The organism is Ruegeria sp. CL6 (genome assembly GCF_056536465.1).
The window spans coordinates 297,342-313,619 of record NZ_JBQFPR010000005.1; the positions used below are offsets into that span (position 1 = coordinate 297,342).

Sequence of the window (16,278 nt, forward strand, 5' to 3'; positions counted from 1 at the left end):
GGCGGCAGGGGTTGGCTAGTCTGCGACCCTGACGATCGGGGAGGCATCGGGTTGGGCAAAGCCAAAAACATTCTGTTCATCATGTTTGACCAGCTCCGCTGGGATTACCTGAGTTGCTACGGCCACCCACACCTGCACACCCCAAATATTGACCGATTGGCGGCCCGTGGGGTGCGGTTTGATCGTGCTTATATCCAGTCGCCGATCTGCGGGTCGTCGCGCATGTCCACCTATACCGGGCGCTATGTGCATTCGCACGGCGCGTCATGGAACGGCATTCCGCTCAAGGTGGGTGAAATCACAATGGGGGATCATCTGCGCAAAGCCGGGATGGAGTGCTGGCTAGTCGGAAAGACCCATATGCGGGCAGATGCCGAGGGTATGGCACGGTTGGGTTTGGAGCCCGACAGTCTGATCGGCGCGCGTGTCGCAGAATGCGGTTTCGACGTGTTTGAACGCGACGACGGGATGCTTCCAGAGGGACCGGATGGTTATTACGACCCTCACGGAGCGAAGGAATACAACAAGTTTCTGACCGCTAAGGGTTATGAGAGTGACAATCCTTGGCATGACTTCGCCAATTCCGGTTTGGATGCGGACGGCAATGTCCTGTCGGGTTGGTTCCTGAAAAACGCGGCCGCGCCTGCCAACATCGCCGAGGAGGACAGCGAAACGCCGTACCTGACCGGGCGGGGGATCGCGTTCATGGACTCTCATGACGGTCCTTGGTGCTGCCATCTGAGTTTCATTAAACCCCACTGGCCTTACATTGTGCCGGAACCTTACGCCTCGATGTACGGGCCTGAACATGTGCTTCCCGTTGTTCGCTCTGAAGCCGAGCGGCAAAATGCCCATCCGGTCCTCAGGGCATTCATGGGCACCAAGGTTGGGCAAGCCTTTTCACGTGAGGACGTGCGGGACGCGGTGATCCCGGCCTATATGGGGTTGATCAAACAGGCAGACGATCAGATGGGCCGTTTGTTTGAGTGGATGGAAAAAACCGGCCGGATGGACGATACCATGATCGTGCTGACCTCGGACCACGGGGATTTTCTGGGCGACCACTGGATGGGTGAAAAGACATTCTTCCACGACGCCTCGACCAAGGTTCCGCTGATCATTTACGACCCTTCACCCGAAGCTGACAGCACGCGCGGGACTGTTTGCGATGCTCTGGTCGAGTCCATCGACCTTGCCCCAACTTTCGTTGACGCAACGGGCCATAAGGTTTCGGATCACATTCTGGAAGGTCATTCACTGCTGCCCATACTACATAGCCTGCGCACCGACACGCCGCGGGATGTGGTGATCTGCGAATACGACTATTCTGCCTCTCCGATTGCGGAAAAGCTGAATGCGTCGGTGCGGGATGCCGTGATGTTCATGGTCGCCGACAAAAAGTGGAAGCTGATCCACTGTGAAGGCGGGCATCGCCCATTGTTGTTCGATCTGGAGAATGACCCGAATGAGCTGAACGATCTGGGCGACTCTGCCGCGCATGAAGACGTGATCGCGGTCATGTATTCTCATCTTTTCAAATGGACGCGTCGTCAATCGCAGCGCACCACCCGGTCCGAGCAGCAGTTGATTGAAATGCGCACCAAGAGCCGTGGGCGCGGAGTCGTGGTTGGGGTTTACGATGAAAACGACGCTCCGCTGGAGCTGACTGTGAAATACCGGGGTCGGACAACGCGGCCCTACAGCGATTTCACCGGCAAAGACTAGCGTGCCGGATGAATTCTTGGGTTTGGCGGAATAAAGGCGGTTCACCCGCCGCTGGCCAGACGATACAAGACCACGCAAGAGCAGATAATCCGGAGAGCCGAAATGACCGCCCCCAAACCAGTTGTCCTTTGTATTCTTGATGGTTGGGGACTGTCAGAGGACACGACCGCCAATGCTCCCTTGCTGGCAAACACGCCAACCTTTGACGCGATCATGGCCAACGGGCCGCATGCGACCCTGATCACGCACGGCCCGGATGTCGGGCTGCCCAGCGGTCAGATGGGTAACTCTGAGGTCGGGCACACGAATATCGGCGCCGGGCGCGTTGTGGCGATGGATTTGGGGCAAATTGATCTGGCGATTGAAGATGGCTCATTCTTTGAAAACGAGGAGCTGCAAGCATTCATTGCCAAGGTGAAAGCGTCAGGCGGCACGGCGCATCTGATGGGTCTTGTGTCAGATGGCGGTGTCCATGGGCACTTGAACCATATCGTTGCGGCAGCCAAGGCAATCACGGATGCCGGTGTTCCGGTGGCTCTGCACGCTGTGACCGACGGCCGAGATGTTGCCCCAAAATCCGCGTTTACTTACGTTGCCGAACTGGAAGACCGTTTGCCGGAAGGTGCGCGGGTTGTGACTGTCAGCGGTCGTTACTTCGCCATGGACCGGGATAACCGTTGGGAGCGCGTCAGCGAAGCCTATAACGCGATGATCAAAGGGCAGGGGCGCACGGCAGCTACGGCCCACGGTGCAATTGACCATGCATACAACCAGTCGGAAACCGACGAATTCATTGTGCCGACGGTGTTGGCTGGCTTTGACGGCATCAAGGATGGCGACGGGTTTTTTTGTCTGAATTTCCGCGCCGACCGCGCGCGCGAGATATTGCGCGCGATCGGAGAACCCGGCTTCAGTGACTTTGATACGGTTCCGCGCCCGCAGCTATCTGCGCTTTTGGGCATGGTCGAATATTCCGACGGCCACAACGCATACATGACAACGGTATTTCCGAAACGGGATATCGTGAACACGTTAGGCGAGTGGGTCGCAAAACAAGGCTTACGCCAGTTCCGTCTGGCCGAGACCGAGAAATACCCGCACGTTACGTTTTTCCTGAACGGCGGCAAGGAAGTCCCGGAGGAAGGCGAGGATCGCTTCATGCCGAAATCTCCCAAAGTTGCGACTTATGATTTGCAGCCCGAAATGTCGTCGGTCGATGTCACCGCCAAGTTCGTCGACGCGATTGAAGAAGGTTATGACCTGATCGTAACCAACTATGCCAACCCGGATATGGTCGGGCACACAGGCGATCTGCAGGCCGCGATCAAGGCGTGTGAGGCGGTGGATCAGGGGCTGGCAAAGGTTGTTGCCGCACTTGAAAAGGCAGGCGGGGCGATGATCGTGACGGCTGATCACGGAAATTGCGAGGTGATGGTCGACCCCGAAACCGGTGGCCCGCACACAGCACACACGCTGAACCCGGTCCCGGTCGCTTTGGTTGGTGGTCCTGAAAATGCATCGTTGCGCGATGGCCGCCTATCTGATCTAGCGCCTACTTTGCTGGATTTGATGGGCCTTGATCAGCCCGAGGAAATGACCGGCCAGAGCCTTTTGTCATGATACTACGCGCGCTCATTTTGGCGATGTTTTTTGCATCGCCTTCCAGCGCACAAACCAGCCCGTCTACGGCGGCCCTGAATGCGGCGCGCAAGCTGGAACAAGCCTCGATTGCTTTAAGCGAGGCCGACAGCGCACGTGACCGAGTGCGCGCTTTGACCGTGACAATACAGGCTTATGAGGAAGGGCTTGCGGCAATGCGGGATGGCTTGCGCAAAGCCGCCACGCGAGAAGCACAGCTAACAGCGGAGTTGCGCGCGCGGGAAAAGGATGTCGGGCAGTTGCTTGGCGTGTTGCAGACGATAGAAACAACTACGCCACCGGTTCTTATGTTGCATCCGTCAGGCCCGCTTGGGTCCGCGCGTGCGGGGATGATGCTGTCGGAGGTCACCCCGGGCCTCAATGCACGCGCGCAGGCGCTGGCCGAGAACCTGCAAGAGGTTCGGACGCTGCGCCAACTACAGCAGAACGCCTCGGAAACCCTGACAGAAGGATTAATGGGTGTGCAGACTGCGCGCACCAAGCTGAGCGAAGCGATTGCTGACCGCACAGACTTGCCCCGCCGCTTTGACGAAGATCCGATACGCACGGCCATCCTGATCTCGTCAACCGAGACTCTGGAAGGGTTCGCCAGCGGATTGTCAGAGATTTCAGAAGGAGAGATCGCGGAAACCGACGCGGATGTATCGGCCCGTAAAGGTCAGATTGCGTTGCCGACCTGGGGAGTCATACTGCATCGCGCCGGTGAGACGGATGCGGCCGGAGTTACCCGACCGGGCATAGTGGTCGCCACCCGACCACGTGCGATCGTTACATCACCCACGGCGGCCACTATTCGCTACCGAGGGCCGCTGCTGGAACTTGGGAATCTGGTGATTTTGGAACCTCAGCCGGGGCTATTGTTCGTTTTTGCTGGCTTGCAAGAGGTCTATGGCGAAACGGGTCAGGTGATCCCCGAAGGGTCTCCGATCGGTTTGATGCCCGGTGAAACGCCGGAAATAGGCGCTATTTTGTCAACAAGCGGTGATGGCACTGGAACTGACCGGTCAGAAACGCTCTATATAGAGGTAAGACAGGATAACAGCCCCGTGGACCCGGAATCGTGGTTTCGGACCGACAAGGATGGATAAACGAGTATGAAGAAATTTGTGATGGCCGGTCTTGCCGGAACTTTGGCAGGTATAATCGCAACCACTCAGGTCGCCGGCCCCTTGCTGGCGCAAGAGGCTGACCGCAAGGCCAGCGTTTACGAGCAGCTTGACCTGTTCGGGGATATTTTTGAACGCATTCGCGCGCAATACGTAGAGGAAGTCGAGCCCGAGGATCTGATCGAGGCCGCTATTGATGGCATGCTGACCTCTCTGGACCCGCACTCAAGCTATCTGTCGCCGGACGATGCCGAGCAGATGCGGGTACAGACCCGCGGTGAATTTGGCGGCTTGGGCATCGAAGTCACGCAAGAGGAAGGCTTTGTCAAAGTTGTGTCACCGATCGACGGCACTCCGGCGGATGAGGCGGGGATCGAGGCTGGGGATTTCATCACCCATGTTGACGGCGAAAGCATTCTTGGACTGACGCTGGACAAGGCGGTTGACTTGATGCGCGGGCCGGTTGGATCCGAGATTATCATTACCGTCGTGCGCGAAGGCGAATCTGATCCGTTTGATGTCACAATCATCCGCGACACCATCAAGCTGACGGCCGTCCGTGCCCGGACGGAAGGCACAAGCGTTGTATTGCGCGTGACCACGTTCAACGACCAGACATTCCCCAACCTTGAGGAAGGTCTGAATGAACAGATCGAAGAAATTGGTGGATTGGACAAGGTGAACGGAGTTGTTCTGGATCTCAGAAACAACCCCGGCGGATTGCTGACTCAGGCGATCAAAGTGTCCGATGCCTTCCTGAATGAGGGCGAGATTGTTTCGACCCGCGGCCGCGATCCCAGCGATGGTGAGCGGTTCAATGCCACACCCGGCGACCTTGCCGAAGGAAAACCCATCGTCGTGCTGATCAATGGTGGATCGGCGTCGGCGTCCGAGATTGTGGCAGGTGCCCTTCAGGATCACCGCCGTGCGATTGTCGTGGGGACAAAGAGCTTTGGTAAAGGGTCGGTTCAGACCGTCATGCCTTTGCGGGGCGATGGTGCCATGCGGTTGACCACATCGCGCTATTACACACCGTCGGGCCGCTCGATTCAGTCACTTGGGGTTAGCCCTGACATTATCGTAGAGCAGCCGCGCTCGACACCTCCGACAGACGAGGAGGAAGACGATGCGCGCACACGGTCCGAAGCTGATCTGCGCGGCAGCCTCAACAACGACAGTCTGAGCGAGGATGAAGTTCGCCAGATCGAGGAGGACCGCGCCAAGGCCGAAGCAACGGCTGAATTGCGGGAAGAGGATTATCAGTTGGCTTACGCCATCGACATCCTCAAGGGGCTGTCCGCGTTCAATCCGAACGGTCCATCCCAGTAACGGATGAGGGTCGCCAGAGGCGGCTCTTTTTCTTTGGTTCAGCTTTCGACTTTGCGCAGCTTTTCTTCGTCCAGAAGCAACGCCAGAACGACGCCCACTGATACGGATATAGCCGCAAAAACAAATGCGGTATTCATACCTGCGTCAAAGGCGGTGGCGATGGCGGCCTTTACCTTTTCCGTTTCGCCCGAGTTGAGCTTTGCCATAACTGATTTCGCGGACTCTGTCGTGAGGGTCCCGCCATTGATTGTTCTCTGATCGGCCTCGGACATGGTAATTCCTTCAGCCGCAAGTTGCTTGCCAAGGCTGGACAGGCTGGTGACATACATAAGAGCGGTTGCGCAGGCGACCGAGATTGCACCTTAGACCAAGTGGGTCATGAAACTTAGCCCTCCGACCAGTCCCGCGCGTTCGGGTTTTACGGCACAGACGGCAGCTGTTCCTGACGGTCCAACCGTCAGTGTAGCGCCGAGCCCGATCATGGCCATGCCGGGTAGGATCTGAAAATATCCAAAGCCACTCGGCATCACGACAATGCTGATCGCGCCGATCGTGGCGATCAGGTAGCCCCAGAACAGCAGACGTTTCGGACCGAAGTCATTGTACAGCGTGCCAGACACTATTGACCCGACGGCCAGAAGAACCGTCAGCGGGGCAAGGCCAAGCGCCGAGTGGAAGACCGACCATCCCAGAACTTTTTGCATGTACTGAGGGAAATACAGCAATCCTACAAAGGCCGCCGACACATTGAACATGTTCAGCCCCAGCGTGATCCGAAATTCCCGGTTCTGCATCATCTGGGGCAGCAGCAAGGGTTCCTTCACGCGCTTTTCGACTTTGGGAAATGCGAAGAACAGGACCGCGCTGACGAAGAACAGCATCAGCAAGGGGGCCGAGCCCCAGCCCCAATCTGCTCCAACGTCCAACCCGTAAAGCAGCAGCAAGACCGCAAAGGACAGGATGCCCATGCCTGCAAAGTCCAGGTGCTCGCCCTTTTTGTGTTGGGTTTCGCGCTCCATCAGGATGAGCGCGGTCAGCATAGAAATCGTTGAAAATACAACATTTGCCAGAAAGAACAGTCTCCAATCCCCAGAGCTTACGGCCCACCCGCTGATAAGAGGGCCAAAAACATTGCCGCTGGTGACTCCGGCAAGGATCAGCCCCATGATCATGGCCCTATGCTCCGGTTTTGAAACCTTCGTGGCACCGAAGGCCAGGGTGCAGGGCCACACACATCCAGCGCCAACCCCTTGCAAGGCGCGCGCTGCGATCAGGAAGTCCAGGCTGGGGGAAACGAAACACATCACCGAGGAAAACAGGAAAATCGAAAGGCCGATCAGCATCATCTTGCGATGGCCAAACATGTCGCCCATGCGACCGCCCGCGACCATGGTCATGGCAAAAAACAGGGCATAGATATTCAGCACCCATTGCGTGCTGGTAATGTCGGCGTCAAAACTGTTCTCGATGGCCGGCACCAATATCAGAGCACCAGTAAAGTCGATGCCGATACCAAAACCAGTCACCATCAACGCGATGACCTTGATTATGCTGGCGCGATCCATACGCTCATCCTGATTGCCTGGAACGGCAACAATGATGCATGGATTTCAATCGAAAGATAGGGGCGCGTGGGGCTTTGACTTGGGCTGGTTACTCGTCAGCTACCTGCGCGCGCCGAAAGGCTTGCTTCAACATATCCAGTTCGGCACGCAGCAGGTCGACTTCTGCCCGCAGGTCATCCGCGGCTGGGACACCGGCTATAACCGTGAAGTCGGCGAGTTTTCGGGACGTTTCCGCATCCACAATCAAGAAGCTGTGAACCCCGTCCGACAAAGCCGCGACGGGGACGGGAACGCTCAGATCCCACCCGCCATTACTTGGCGAGAGGACTACACCATCCAATGTCTGATCCAGATAACGCACCTCGATCCGGGGCTCGTTCTGTGCTGACAGATGCCCGTGCCAGATGCCGTTTTCCAAACGAAGAGGTGTCAGAGTCGGGTGCGTCATGTTTTCAAAGCTCACAAATCAGCGCGGTAGTGGCGGCAAAAGGTCAGGTCGCGCAGCGTGACGCGGTTCATCCTTGGGCTTTCCAGGATCAGGTCCATCCAGACCTTATCGATGCGCCGTTCGTTCAGTGGCAAATGCGCCAGGTCGAAATCGACCACGTTAGTGGTATTGGTCGGATCAAGCGCCCGCAGAACCTGATCGGTGTTGGGGCCGTGCTGGATGTTCAGTCGCGCCAATATGTTCAGCGGACGCTCAGTTTCGGTATGAATATCTGTTCGGATCAGGTGCTGCTTGGTCAACCCTTGCGTAACCTCGACCGGCAGATCGACGGTCAGGGACAGGAAAGATCCATTGAACCCGAACACTTCGATCCCCAGCCCGAACGCCGCCAAGTCTTTGTCACGGGCGTTTCGCGTTTGACGCAAGCCGATTTCGGACAGGGTACAGTCATGGAACAAGGTCACATGCGAATCCATGACGGCCTTGCGAGGCGCCGACGCAACACCTGACCTTGGCAGGGGGGTGCGCCAGAGGTCGGGCCGCCAGCACCAATCTGTGCCGAGTGGCTTGGGAAATTGGGTTGATCCGATCAACGGCCGCATCAAGCGGCCATCGGCTTCATGTATCAACTTGTCCAGATGGGCGCGCAGTCTGCGCGCTTCGTCGCGTTGCTTGCGCAAATTCGACGGAGTCGCATCCGGCGCGTCCTGCGCTGCCTGACGCCATCGCGCAATGACCTTGCGGTGAATATAGCGATCCAGAAGTCTGCCCATGATCCTATCGTCTGAACTCTGTCCTTCTTTAGTCAAATACGGTGATCGGGATAAAGCGGAATTCGCGTCTTGCGGGATTAATTTTCCGTCTTCAAGGATACGGTTATGGCTGGGCAGCTCTGCCCGGCTCTGGTAGGGCAGGTGCCGTTCTTGCAATCACCCGAGTCTGTGCTTACCGTCCGGCACCTGATTGCTGTGGATCATCCGCAAAACCGCATACCCAAATTCTCGATACAAGGCCGGGGCATGGAACCCACTCTATTTTCATTCATCTGGAAGTATTCAAAGAAACAACAGCTTGTGCTGCTGGTCCTGACCGTTCTTTCATTTCCGTTCCTGTACGCCTCGCTCGAATTGCCCAAGCAGATCATCAACGATGCCATCGGCGCACCGGGTGATAGCGTTACAGTGATGGGGATCACGTTTACCCAGGTCCAGTATTTGCTGATCCTGTGTTTTGCTTTTCTGGCAACCGTGATTGCCAGCGGGTTGATGAAGATGCGGATCAACACGATGAAGGGCGTGCTGGCCGAGCGGATGCTGCGCCGCCTGCGCTTTACGCTGATCCATCGTACCATGCGGTTTCCCAAGTCTTATTTTGCCACCACCAGTCAGGGTGAGTTGGTGTCCATGATCACCTCTGAGGCCGAGCCGATGGGCGGGCTGATGGGCGACGCGATTGCCCAGCCGGTGTTTCAGTTTGGTCAGATGATGACAATCGTCACCTTCCTGTTCATGCAAAGCGTCTGGTTCGGGCTGGCCAGCATCGCCTTGATCCCGCTGCAGGCATGGTTGATCCCCAAGCTGCAGCGCCAGATCAACCTGCTGAACAAAGATCGCATTCAAGAGGTGCGGAGTCTCAGTTCGGAAATCGGCGAAAGCGCGGCGGGGATCAGTGACCTGCGCGCAAATGGCGGCTGGCGATATCGTCTGGCGCAGTTCAGCCACCGTTTGGGAACCTTGTTCGAGATCCGCTTCAAGATCTACAACAAGAAGTTCTTCATGAAGTTCCTCAATAACCTGATCACACAGATCACGCCGTTCCTGTTCTATTCGGTCGGCGGCTATCTTGCGATCAAGGGTGAGGTCACGGTTGGGGCGCTTGTCGCTGCGCTTGGTGCCTACAAGGACCTAAGCGGCCCGTGGAAGGATTTGCTGACCTACTACAATCAGGTTCAGGACATGTCCCTGAGGTGGGAAATCGTGACCGAGCGGTTCGCCCCAGACAACATGATCCCAGAAGACCTGTTCGTGGGTGAACCCGAAACAATCCCGCACCTGACCGGTGATATCCAGTTGCACAACATCACGGTTCGTGACGATGACGGCAAAACGATACTTGAGGATATCGACCTGACTATTCCAAAAGGCGCGCGCGTGGCGATTCAATCGTCAAACGCTGCCGAACGCAGCGCCCTGGCGCAGTTGCTGACGCGAGAGATTTTACCTGTGCAAGGAGAGGTCATCGTTGCTGGGCACGATCTGCAGGAATTGCATCAGGCCGTCATCGCGGCCCGGATCGGGTACGCCTATTCTCGTCCTTACCTGTTTGATGGGACACTGGGCGACAACCTGTTGATGCCGCTTCGGACACATCCGCAAAGCCAGGAGGAAACGCAACAGGCACCCACCCGCTGGCAGATTGAGGCCGAGCGTGCCGGAAACCCCGTGGATTCACTGTCTGAGGAATGGATAGACCCGGGCTTGGCCGGTTTGGAGGACATCGACGACATCCGTGACTGGTGGTTCCAACTGGTCGAGGCGATGGGCATTGACGAGTTCATGTTCCGCCGCACGTTGCGAAGTCAGTTCGACCCAGTACAACACCCCGCGCTGGCGCGGGACATTGTGGGGCTTCGTGGACTGATTGCCGAGCGGCTCAGGGAAAAGGGGCTAGACCGTTATGTCTACCGTTTTGATCCGGAACTGTTCAATCCGACTGTTCCGCTAGGCGGGAACTTGCTTTACGCCGCGCCGTCGCGGGATATTTCGCCGGATATTCTGGCCGGTGACGGGCGGTTCATGTCGATGTTGCGCGCCCATGATCTGGATGATGACGCGATGGGCATTTCAAGCGCTGTATTGAAAACCCTGAACCAGACGTTTGGGCGTGATGGCACGGACCACCCGCTGTTCCTGCGGCTGGGTATGACCAAGGACATGTATTACCGGCTGCTGGACATCGAGGAACGACGCACGGCCAAGGGTGACGACGCGATCAGCGAACGCGAACGGGCTCTGCTTTTGACTGTCCCCTTCCTATTGACGGCCGAACAGATCGGCCCGGATTTCCCTGATGAATACAAGGATAAAATCCTCTCGATCCGAAGCGGTCAGGCGGAAAGGCTGCGTGCCTCGATGAACGGAATGTTTATCCCGGTTGATCCCGACGCCTATATCGAGCGGATGACGGCAATGGAAAACGCGTTGTTCGGGCGTATCTCGCTGACGGCCGGTGCGCATGCGGACGAAATTGAGGATGTTGTCGCCGAGGCAATGAATGAGGCGGGACTGCGCCGTCGCGCGGCTGCCATAATCTATGACCTCCCCTCGGGGCTGGGTGGAAACAACCTGCCGACGGTTTTCCAGGAAAGGGCTGCGTTCTCGCGCGCGGGTATCAAGCGGCCTGATGTGCTGATCCTCGACAAGGCGCTGGCCAGCCACGATTCGGAAAGCCGCCTGCGCACCCGGCTGAAACTGCGCGAATTGCTACCAGACTCCATTATGATTTTCATGGAGGATCACTTCGCGCATCCAGAGGCATATGACCTGTTTGTCGAAATCAAGGATGGGCGCATCGACGGTGTCTCGAAAACGCTCATCGAGGACGAAGCGGGCGCGATCGCCGATCTGAGCCGCAAGCTGAAGATCATATCTTCGACCGAATTGTTCTCGGGTATTGATGGTAAAAACCAACGTCTTCTGGCGTTTTCGGCGCAGTGGTACGAAGTCGCTGCGGGTCAGGTGATTTTCTCGCGGGGTCAGGCACCGGATGCCGCCTATCTTTGCATCTCGGGTGAAGCCAGTCTGGAATGGCCCGAGGACGGCGGAGGTTCCAGATCGATCTCGACGGTCGAGCCCGGTCGCCTGATCGGGGACTTGTCGATCATCACAGGTGATCCAAGACAGTTGAACCTGGTTGCGATCAGCGATTGTTCGTTCCTTCGGATCGGCGCTGAGGAATTGCGCGCGGTGGTGGAAAGCGATGCGAGTGTCGCGGTTCAACTGCTGGAAACGGTTGCAGGTTATCTGACTACGCTTGCGGATCGAATAAACGCATCCAAAGATTCGACCGTATTCTTCGACGAGTCGGAGCAGACAGAAAGTGAAAGCGAACGTGCCTGAATCCCGCCCCGCCTCATACGCTGCTCACGAAGGTCTTGTCTCTGGCGTCCGGGCAAGGCCCGAGCTTTGGCGGCTGCTTGTTGGTCTCGGTATTGTCGCGGCAGTCGTGACTGTCCTGAACCTTGTTCTTTTCAGCGTTGTGGTCGGTTTTGCGTCCCATGAGTGGACCGAAGCGTTTCTAACGGGTTCTTCACCCTTCGCGATGCTGATTCTACTATCCAGCTTTTGTTTTGTTACCTTGGGTGTCTGGCTGGCGGTCCGACGACTTCAGCGAAGAACCCTGAGTTCGGTTCTGGGACCATTTCGCGAAACTGTTGCGCAGTTCTGGCTCGTTTTCAGGGCACTTTTGATTCTTGGCGTCGCGGTTGTTGTTTTGCCGCCCTATGACATGGGCGCGGCGCTGACACCAAACGTGGAATTAACGACTTGGATCCTTCTTCTTCCTCTATCGCTGATCGCCGTGCTGATTCAGACCAGTGCCGAAGAAGTGCTGTTTCGGGGCTATATACAGCAAAGCCTCGCCGCACGTTTCCGATCTCCGATCATTTGGATGGGCCTTCCGTCGCTTTTGTTTGCTCTTGGTCACTACGCGCCCGCCGCAGCCGGTGAAAACGCAGGTTTAATCGCGCTTTGGTCCTGTGTGTTCGGGCTTTTTGCGGCTGACTTGACAGCTCGGTCCGGCACGTTGGGTCCGGCTATCGCCATGCATTTCTTCAATAATATGGTGGCTTTGCTGATTATTTCCCTGCCAGACAACCTAAGCGGTTTGGCACTGTTTATTTTGCCCTATGATATGTCGAATACCAGTGCGCTGCGGGCGTGGTTGTATGTGGACTTCGCGGTTATGCTTGTTAGCTGGCTGACTGCGCGCCTTGCGCTCAGGCGCTGATTGCATTTCTTTCCGTAGCGTCTTATTTGACCTCCAAGCCGCACTAGCAAGGTTCCGATATGAACTGGATCACAAATTACGTCCGCCCCCGGATCAACTCGATCTTCTCGCGTCGGGAAGTGCCCGAAAACCTTTGGCACAAATGCAATGAGTGCGGGACGATGCTGTTTCACCGCGAGCTGGCGGAGAACCAGAATGTCTGTACCCAGTGTGACCATCACATGGCCATCACACCGCGGGACCGATTCCAGCATTTGTTTGATGGCGGAATCTTCACCGAAGTAGACGTTCCCGCCCCAAAGGACGACCCGCTGCAATTCCGGGATCAGAAAAAATACCCGGACCGCATGAAGGCGGCTCAGAAAAAGACCGGCGAAAAAGAAGCGATGCTTGTCGCCAAGGGTGAAATCGGGCGCACGCCGATCGTTGCTGCGGCACAGGACTTTTCTTTCATGGGCGGGTCGATGGGCATGTATGTCGGCAACGCCATCATTGCCGCCGCTCAAGAAGCGGTAAAGCTCAAGCGGCCGTTGATCCTGTTCTCGGCTGCAGGTGGCGCACGGATGCAGGAAGGTATTCTAAGCCTGATGCAAATGCCGCGTACCACGGTGGCGGTTGAAATGCTAAAGGAAGCCAACCTGCCTTACATCGTCGTCCTGACCCACCCGACCACAGGCGGGGTCACGGCGTCATACGCGATGCTTGGCGACGTGCATATCTCGGAACCCAACGCTCTGATCTGCTTTGCCGGGCCGCGCGTGATTGAACAAACCATCCGCGAGAAACTGCCCGAAGGGTTCCAACGCGCGGAATACCTGTTGGATCACGGGATGTTGGATCGGGTGACCAAGCGTACAGAAATGCGTGAGGAACTGATCACCATCACGCGGATGTTGATGAACCAGCCTCCTGCTGTCAAAGGTGATCTTCCAGCTCCCAAACCTGAAGAAGCCCAGCCTGATAATTCGGCTGACACTGCGGAAGATAAATGACTCCTCAGTCCTCGGACCTCATCCTCGAACGGATGATGGCGCTTCATCCCAAGATCATTGACCTGACCTTGGATCGCGTCTGGCGTTTGCTTGGTGCTTTGGACAATCCGCAGGAAAAACTGCCGCCCGTCATCCATATTGCTGGAACAAACGGCAAAGGGTCGACGCAAGCCATGATCCGAGCCGGGTTGGAAGGGGCCGGGCTGAAGGCTCATGCCTATACTTCACCCCACTTGGCGCGGTTTCACGAACGGATTCGTCTCGCCGGAGAGCTGATTTCCGAACCCGCACTGACCGAAGTGCTGGACGAGTGTTACGCCGCGAATAACGGTGAAAACATCACGTATTTTGAGATCACAACATGTGCCGCGCTTCTGGCCTTTTCGCGCTCGGCTGCGGACTACACCCTGCTCGAAGTCGGGCTGGGCGGACGTCTGGATGCGACAAATGTTGTGCACGAACCCGCGGTGACAGTGATCACGCCAATATCCATCGACCATGAACAATTTCTGGGGAATACCCTTGGAAAGATCGCGGCCGAGAAAGCGGGCATCATCAAACCCGGAGTCCCGTGTATCGTTGGGCCGCAACAGGATGAAGCGCTGGAGGTGATTGAATACACCGCCGCACGCTTTGGCGCGCCCCTGTTGGTTCACGGCCAACACTGGCATGTCGTCGAAGAAAACGGGCGTCTGGTGTATCAGGACGAAACAGGCCTGCGTGACCTGCCGCTGCCGAATCTTCTGGGCGCACACCAGATTCAGAACGCAGGCGCTGCCCTTGCCGTTCTGCGGCATCTGGAACTGGGCGACGACGCGTACGAAGCTGCGGTCACAAAGGCCGAGTGGCCCGCCCGGATGCAACGCTTGAAATCCGGCCCTTTGGTCGAGCAAGCCCAAGATGCTGAACTATGGCTGGACGGAGGCCACAATGCCGCCGCAGGTGCCGCGCTCGCGGATGTGCTTGCGAAACTGCCATCGCGTCCGACGCATATGATCTGCGGTATGCTGAACACAAAGGATGTGACCGGGTACCTGAGGCCGTTGGCTGATCAATGTCAAAGCCTGACCGCGGTATCAATTCCCGGCGAGGCAGCAACCCTAAGCGCGGATGAGACAGCAGCCGCAGCCTCACAAGTGGGATTGACATCAACCACGGCAGGCAGCGTCACAGAGGCTCTCAAGTCCATTGTCGATAGTGATCCACAGGCCCGCGTCCTGATCTGCGGCTCCCTTTATCTGGCCGGGAACATTCTCCGCGAAAACGCCTAGCACTTCACCTGGCCTAAAAATATCCCGGGGGAGGCGCGCAAAGCGCGGCGGGGGCAGAGCCCCCTATTTCCCCCAATCCTGATCCTGCATCTCTCGCAGGCGCGACGCGGTACGCTCAAACTCAAAGGTTCCCTCTCCCTCGACATACAGCATCTCAGGCTCGGCCGCTGCCGAACAAATCAGTCGCACCCGGGCCTCGTATAACGCGTCGATCAATGTCACAAAGCGCTTGGCTTCATTGAAGTTGTTGCGCGACAGGCGCGGAACATCTTCGAGTACCAGAACCTTTACGACTTCAGCGATGGCAAGATAGTCCGCCGGCCCCAGCATTCGTCCGCAAAGATCATAAAAGCTGGCCCGCGCGACGCCGTTCCGAAAGGCAGGCAACTCAACGGATCGTCCATTGACCTGCAAAATCAACGGCTCGGCGGCTCCTCCGGACAGATCGTTCCAGACAGACTTGATGCTCTGCCGCGCTTCCGGTCCAATCGGAGTGAAATAGACCGGAGCACCTTCCAGACGGTTTTGGCGGTAGTCAGTCGGCGAGACCAATTCCCACACCTGCAACTGTTCTTTGATATGCGCAATGAATGGCAAGAAAAGCTGCCGGTTCAGACCATCCTTGTACAAGTCATCCGGATGGCGGTTTGAGGTTGTAATAACCACGACGCCACCTGCGTGTAACAGATCGAACAGGCGACCGACTATCATCGCGTCCGTGATGTCAGTAATCTGCATTTCGTCAAACGCCAGCAGTCTAACGGATTTGACCACGGCGTCAGCGACAGGGGCCAAGGCATCCTCTACACCTTCATTGCGGGCTTTGTGCATCCCTGCGTGGATTTCCTGCATGAATGCGTGAAAGTGCACCCGCCGCGCTGGGATGTTTTCAAGCGCCTCGACAAACATATCCATCAACATCGATTTGCCGCGCCCAACACCACCCCACAGGTATAACCCTTTGGGCGGCGGAGGAGCCTTGCGGAGGAAGCCTCGTTTGACCGGTGTGGACAGCGCTGATCGGATTCGTTCAAATTGGGGAAGAACTGCTTCTTGTGCGTCATCCCGTGTCAACGAGCCGTCAGCGACGCGCGCCTCGTAAAGCCTAATCAAATCCGTCATATCCCGAGGCATACCCTCCGCTCTGTCCGTTGAAAAGCAGCCATTTGAACGTCA

The 16,278-nt window shown here is 57.0% G+C and carries 13 protein-coding genes; 8 read left to right on the forward strand and 5 right to left on the reverse strand.

Annotation, left to right across the window (positions count from 1 at the left end):
• Window positions 1–51 precede the first annotated feature (51 nt).
• From ACR0LH_RS15935 to ACR0LH_RS15950, 4 genes are all read left to right on the forward strand, one after another.
• A complete protein-coding gene (locus tag ACR0LH_RS15935; protein ID WP_480721656.1) occupies window positions 52–1,725 on the forward strand; it encodes a sulfatase-like hydrolase/transferase in 1,674 nt (557 codons plus the stop codon).
• Window positions 1,726–1,827: 102 nt separating this feature from the next.
• Complete coding sequence (gene gpmI, locus ACR0LH_RS15940; protein WP_480721657.1) at window positions 1,828–3,345, forward strand: 2,3-bisphosphoglycerate-independent phosphoglycerate mutase; 1,518 nt, start codon at window positions 1,828–1,830, stop codon at window positions 3,343–3,345.
• The gene (locus ACR0LH_RS15945; RefSeq protein ID WP_170417120.1) at window positions 3,342–4,472 is read left to right on the forward strand and encodes a peptidoglycan DD-metalloendopeptidase family protein; all 1,131 of its coding nucleotides are present in this window, start codon (window positions 3,342–3,344) and stop codon (window positions 4,470–4,472) included. Before gpmI ends, ACR0LH_RS15945 begins: the two co-directional genes overlap by 4 nt.
• 6 nt (window positions 4,473–4,478) lie before the next feature.
• The gene (locus tag ACR0LH_RS15950; RefSeq protein ID WP_170417118.1) at window positions 4,479–5,819 is read left to right on the forward strand and encodes a S41 family peptidase; all 1,341 of its coding nucleotides are present in this window, start codon (window positions 4,479–4,481) and stop codon (window positions 5,817–5,819) included.
• 38 nt (window positions 5,820–5,857) lie between these two features.
• Here ACR0LH_RS15950 and ACR0LH_RS15955 read toward each other — a convergent pair whose 3' ends face one another.
• From ACR0LH_RS15955 to ACR0LH_RS15970, 4 genes are all read right to left on the reverse strand, one after another.
• The gene (locus ACR0LH_RS15955; protein ID WP_480721658.1) at window positions 5,858–6,148 is read right to left on the reverse strand and encodes a hypothetical protein; all 291 of its coding nucleotides are present in this window, start codon (window positions 6,146–6,148) and stop codon (window positions 5,858–5,860) included.
• Window positions 6,149–6,181: 33 nt separating this feature from the next.
• Window positions 6,182–7,384, reverse strand: a complete 1,203-nt coding sequence (locus ACR0LH_RS15960; RefSeq protein WP_480721659.1) for an MFS transporter — start codon at window positions 7,382–7,384, stop codon at window positions 6,182–6,184.
• A gap of 88 nt (window positions 7,385–7,472) precedes the next feature.
• A complete protein-coding gene (locus ACR0LH_RS15965; RefSeq protein ID WP_170417115.1) occupies window positions 7,473–7,832 on the reverse strand; it encodes a hypothetical protein in 360 nt (119 codons plus the stop codon).
• A gap of 11 nt (window positions 7,833–7,843) precedes the next feature.
• On the reverse strand, window positions 7,844–8,605 hold the full coding sequence (locus ACR0LH_RS15970; protein ID WP_170552698.1) for a DUF6478 family protein: 762 nt from the start codon (window positions 8,603–8,605) through the stop codon (window positions 7,844–7,846).
• A 246-nt stretch (window positions 8,606–8,851) separates the two neighbouring features.
• Between ACR0LH_RS15970 and ACR0LH_RS15975 the strand changes: the two genes are divergently transcribed.
• Genes ACR0LH_RS15975 through ACR0LH_RS15990 form a run of 4 tightly spaced genes read left to right on the forward strand, consistent with a single transcriptional unit; the run spans window position 8,852 to window position 15,102 of the window.
• Complete coding sequence (locus tag ACR0LH_RS15975) at window positions 8,852–11,950, forward strand: ABC transporter transmembrane domain-containing protein (RefSeq protein WP_170417272.1); 3,099 nt, start codon at window positions 8,852–8,854, stop codon at window positions 11,948–11,950.
• Window positions 11,931–12,839, forward strand: a complete 909-nt coding sequence (locus tag ACR0LH_RS15980; RefSeq protein WP_480681581.1) for a CPBP family intramembrane glutamic endopeptidase — start codon at window positions 11,931–11,933, stop codon at window positions 12,837–12,839. Before ACR0LH_RS15975 ends, ACR0LH_RS15980 begins: the two co-directional genes overlap by 20 nt.
• A gap of 59 nt (window positions 12,840–12,898) precedes the next feature.
• Window positions 12,899–13,831: an acetyl-CoA carboxylase, carboxyltransferase subunit beta gene (gene accD, locus ACR0LH_RS15985; RefSeq protein WP_170417111.1), complete on the forward strand. Its 933-nt coding sequence runs from the start codon at window positions 12,899–12,901 to the stop codon at window positions 13,829–13,831.
• On the forward strand, window positions 13,828–15,102 hold the full coding sequence (locus ACR0LH_RS15990; protein WP_170417109.1) for a bifunctional folylpolyglutamate synthase/dihydrofolate synthase: 1,275 nt from the start codon (window positions 13,828–13,830) through the stop codon (window positions 15,100–15,102). Before accD ends, ACR0LH_RS15990 begins: the two co-directional genes overlap by 4 nt.
• A gap of 63 nt (window positions 15,103–15,165) precedes the next feature.
• On the opposite strand, the gene zapE is transcribed toward ACR0LH_RS15990, so the two are convergent.
• Complete coding sequence (gene zapE, locus ACR0LH_RS15995) at window positions 15,166–16,224, reverse strand: cell division protein ZapE (protein WP_480721661.1); 1,059 nt, start codon at window positions 16,222–16,224, stop codon at window positions 15,166–15,168.
• Window positions 16,225–16,278 lie beyond the last annotated feature (54 nt).

What these genes read in the sequence shown, in the direction of transcription:
- gpmI (WP_480721657.1), top strand. Translation starts at nt 1,828, where the DNA reads ATGACCGCCCCCAAACCAGTTGTCCTTTGTATTCTTGATGGTTGGGGA.
- ACR0LH_RS15945 (WP_170417120.1), top strand. Translation starts at nt 3,342, where the DNA reads ATGATACTACGCGCGCTCATTTTGGCGATGTTTTTTGCATCGCCTTCC.
- ACR0LH_RS15950 (WP_170417118.1), top strand. Translation starts at nt 4,479, where the DNA reads ATGAAGAAATTTGTGATGGCCGGTCTTGCCGGAACTTTGGCAGGTATA.
- ACR0LH_RS15955 (WP_480721658.1), bottom strand. Translation starts at nt 6,148, where the DNA reads ATGTATGTCACCAGCCTGTCCAGCCTTGGCAAGCAACTTGCGGCTGAA.
- ACR0LH_RS15960 (WP_480721659.1), bottom strand. Translation starts at nt 7,384, where the DNA reads ATGGATCGCGCCAGCATAATCAAGGTCATCGCGTTGATGGTGACTGGT.
- ACR0LH_RS15965 (WP_170417115.1), bottom strand. Translation starts at nt 7,832, where the DNA reads ATGACGCACCCGACTCTGACACCTCTTCGTTTGGAAAACGGCATCTGG.
- ACR0LH_RS15970 (WP_170552698.1), bottom strand. Translation starts at nt 8,605, where the DNA reads ATGGGCAGACTTCTGGATCGCTATATTCACCGCAAGGTCATTGCGCGA.
- ACR0LH_RS15975 (WP_170417272.1), top strand. Translation starts at nt 8,852, where the DNA reads ATGGAACCCACTCTATTTTCATTCATCTGGAAGTATTCAAAGAAACAA.
- accD (WP_170417111.1), top strand. Translation starts at nt 12,899, where the DNA reads ATGAACTGGATCACAAATTACGTCCGCCCCCGGATCAACTCGATCTTC.
- ACR0LH_RS15990 (WP_170417109.1), top strand. Translation starts at nt 13,828, where the DNA reads ATGACTCCTCAGTCCTCGGACCTCATCCTCGAACGGATGATGGCGCTT.
- zapE (WP_480721661.1), bottom strand. Translation starts at nt 16,224, where the DNA reads ATGACGGATTTGATTAGGCTTTACGAGGCGCGCGTCGCTGACGGCTCG.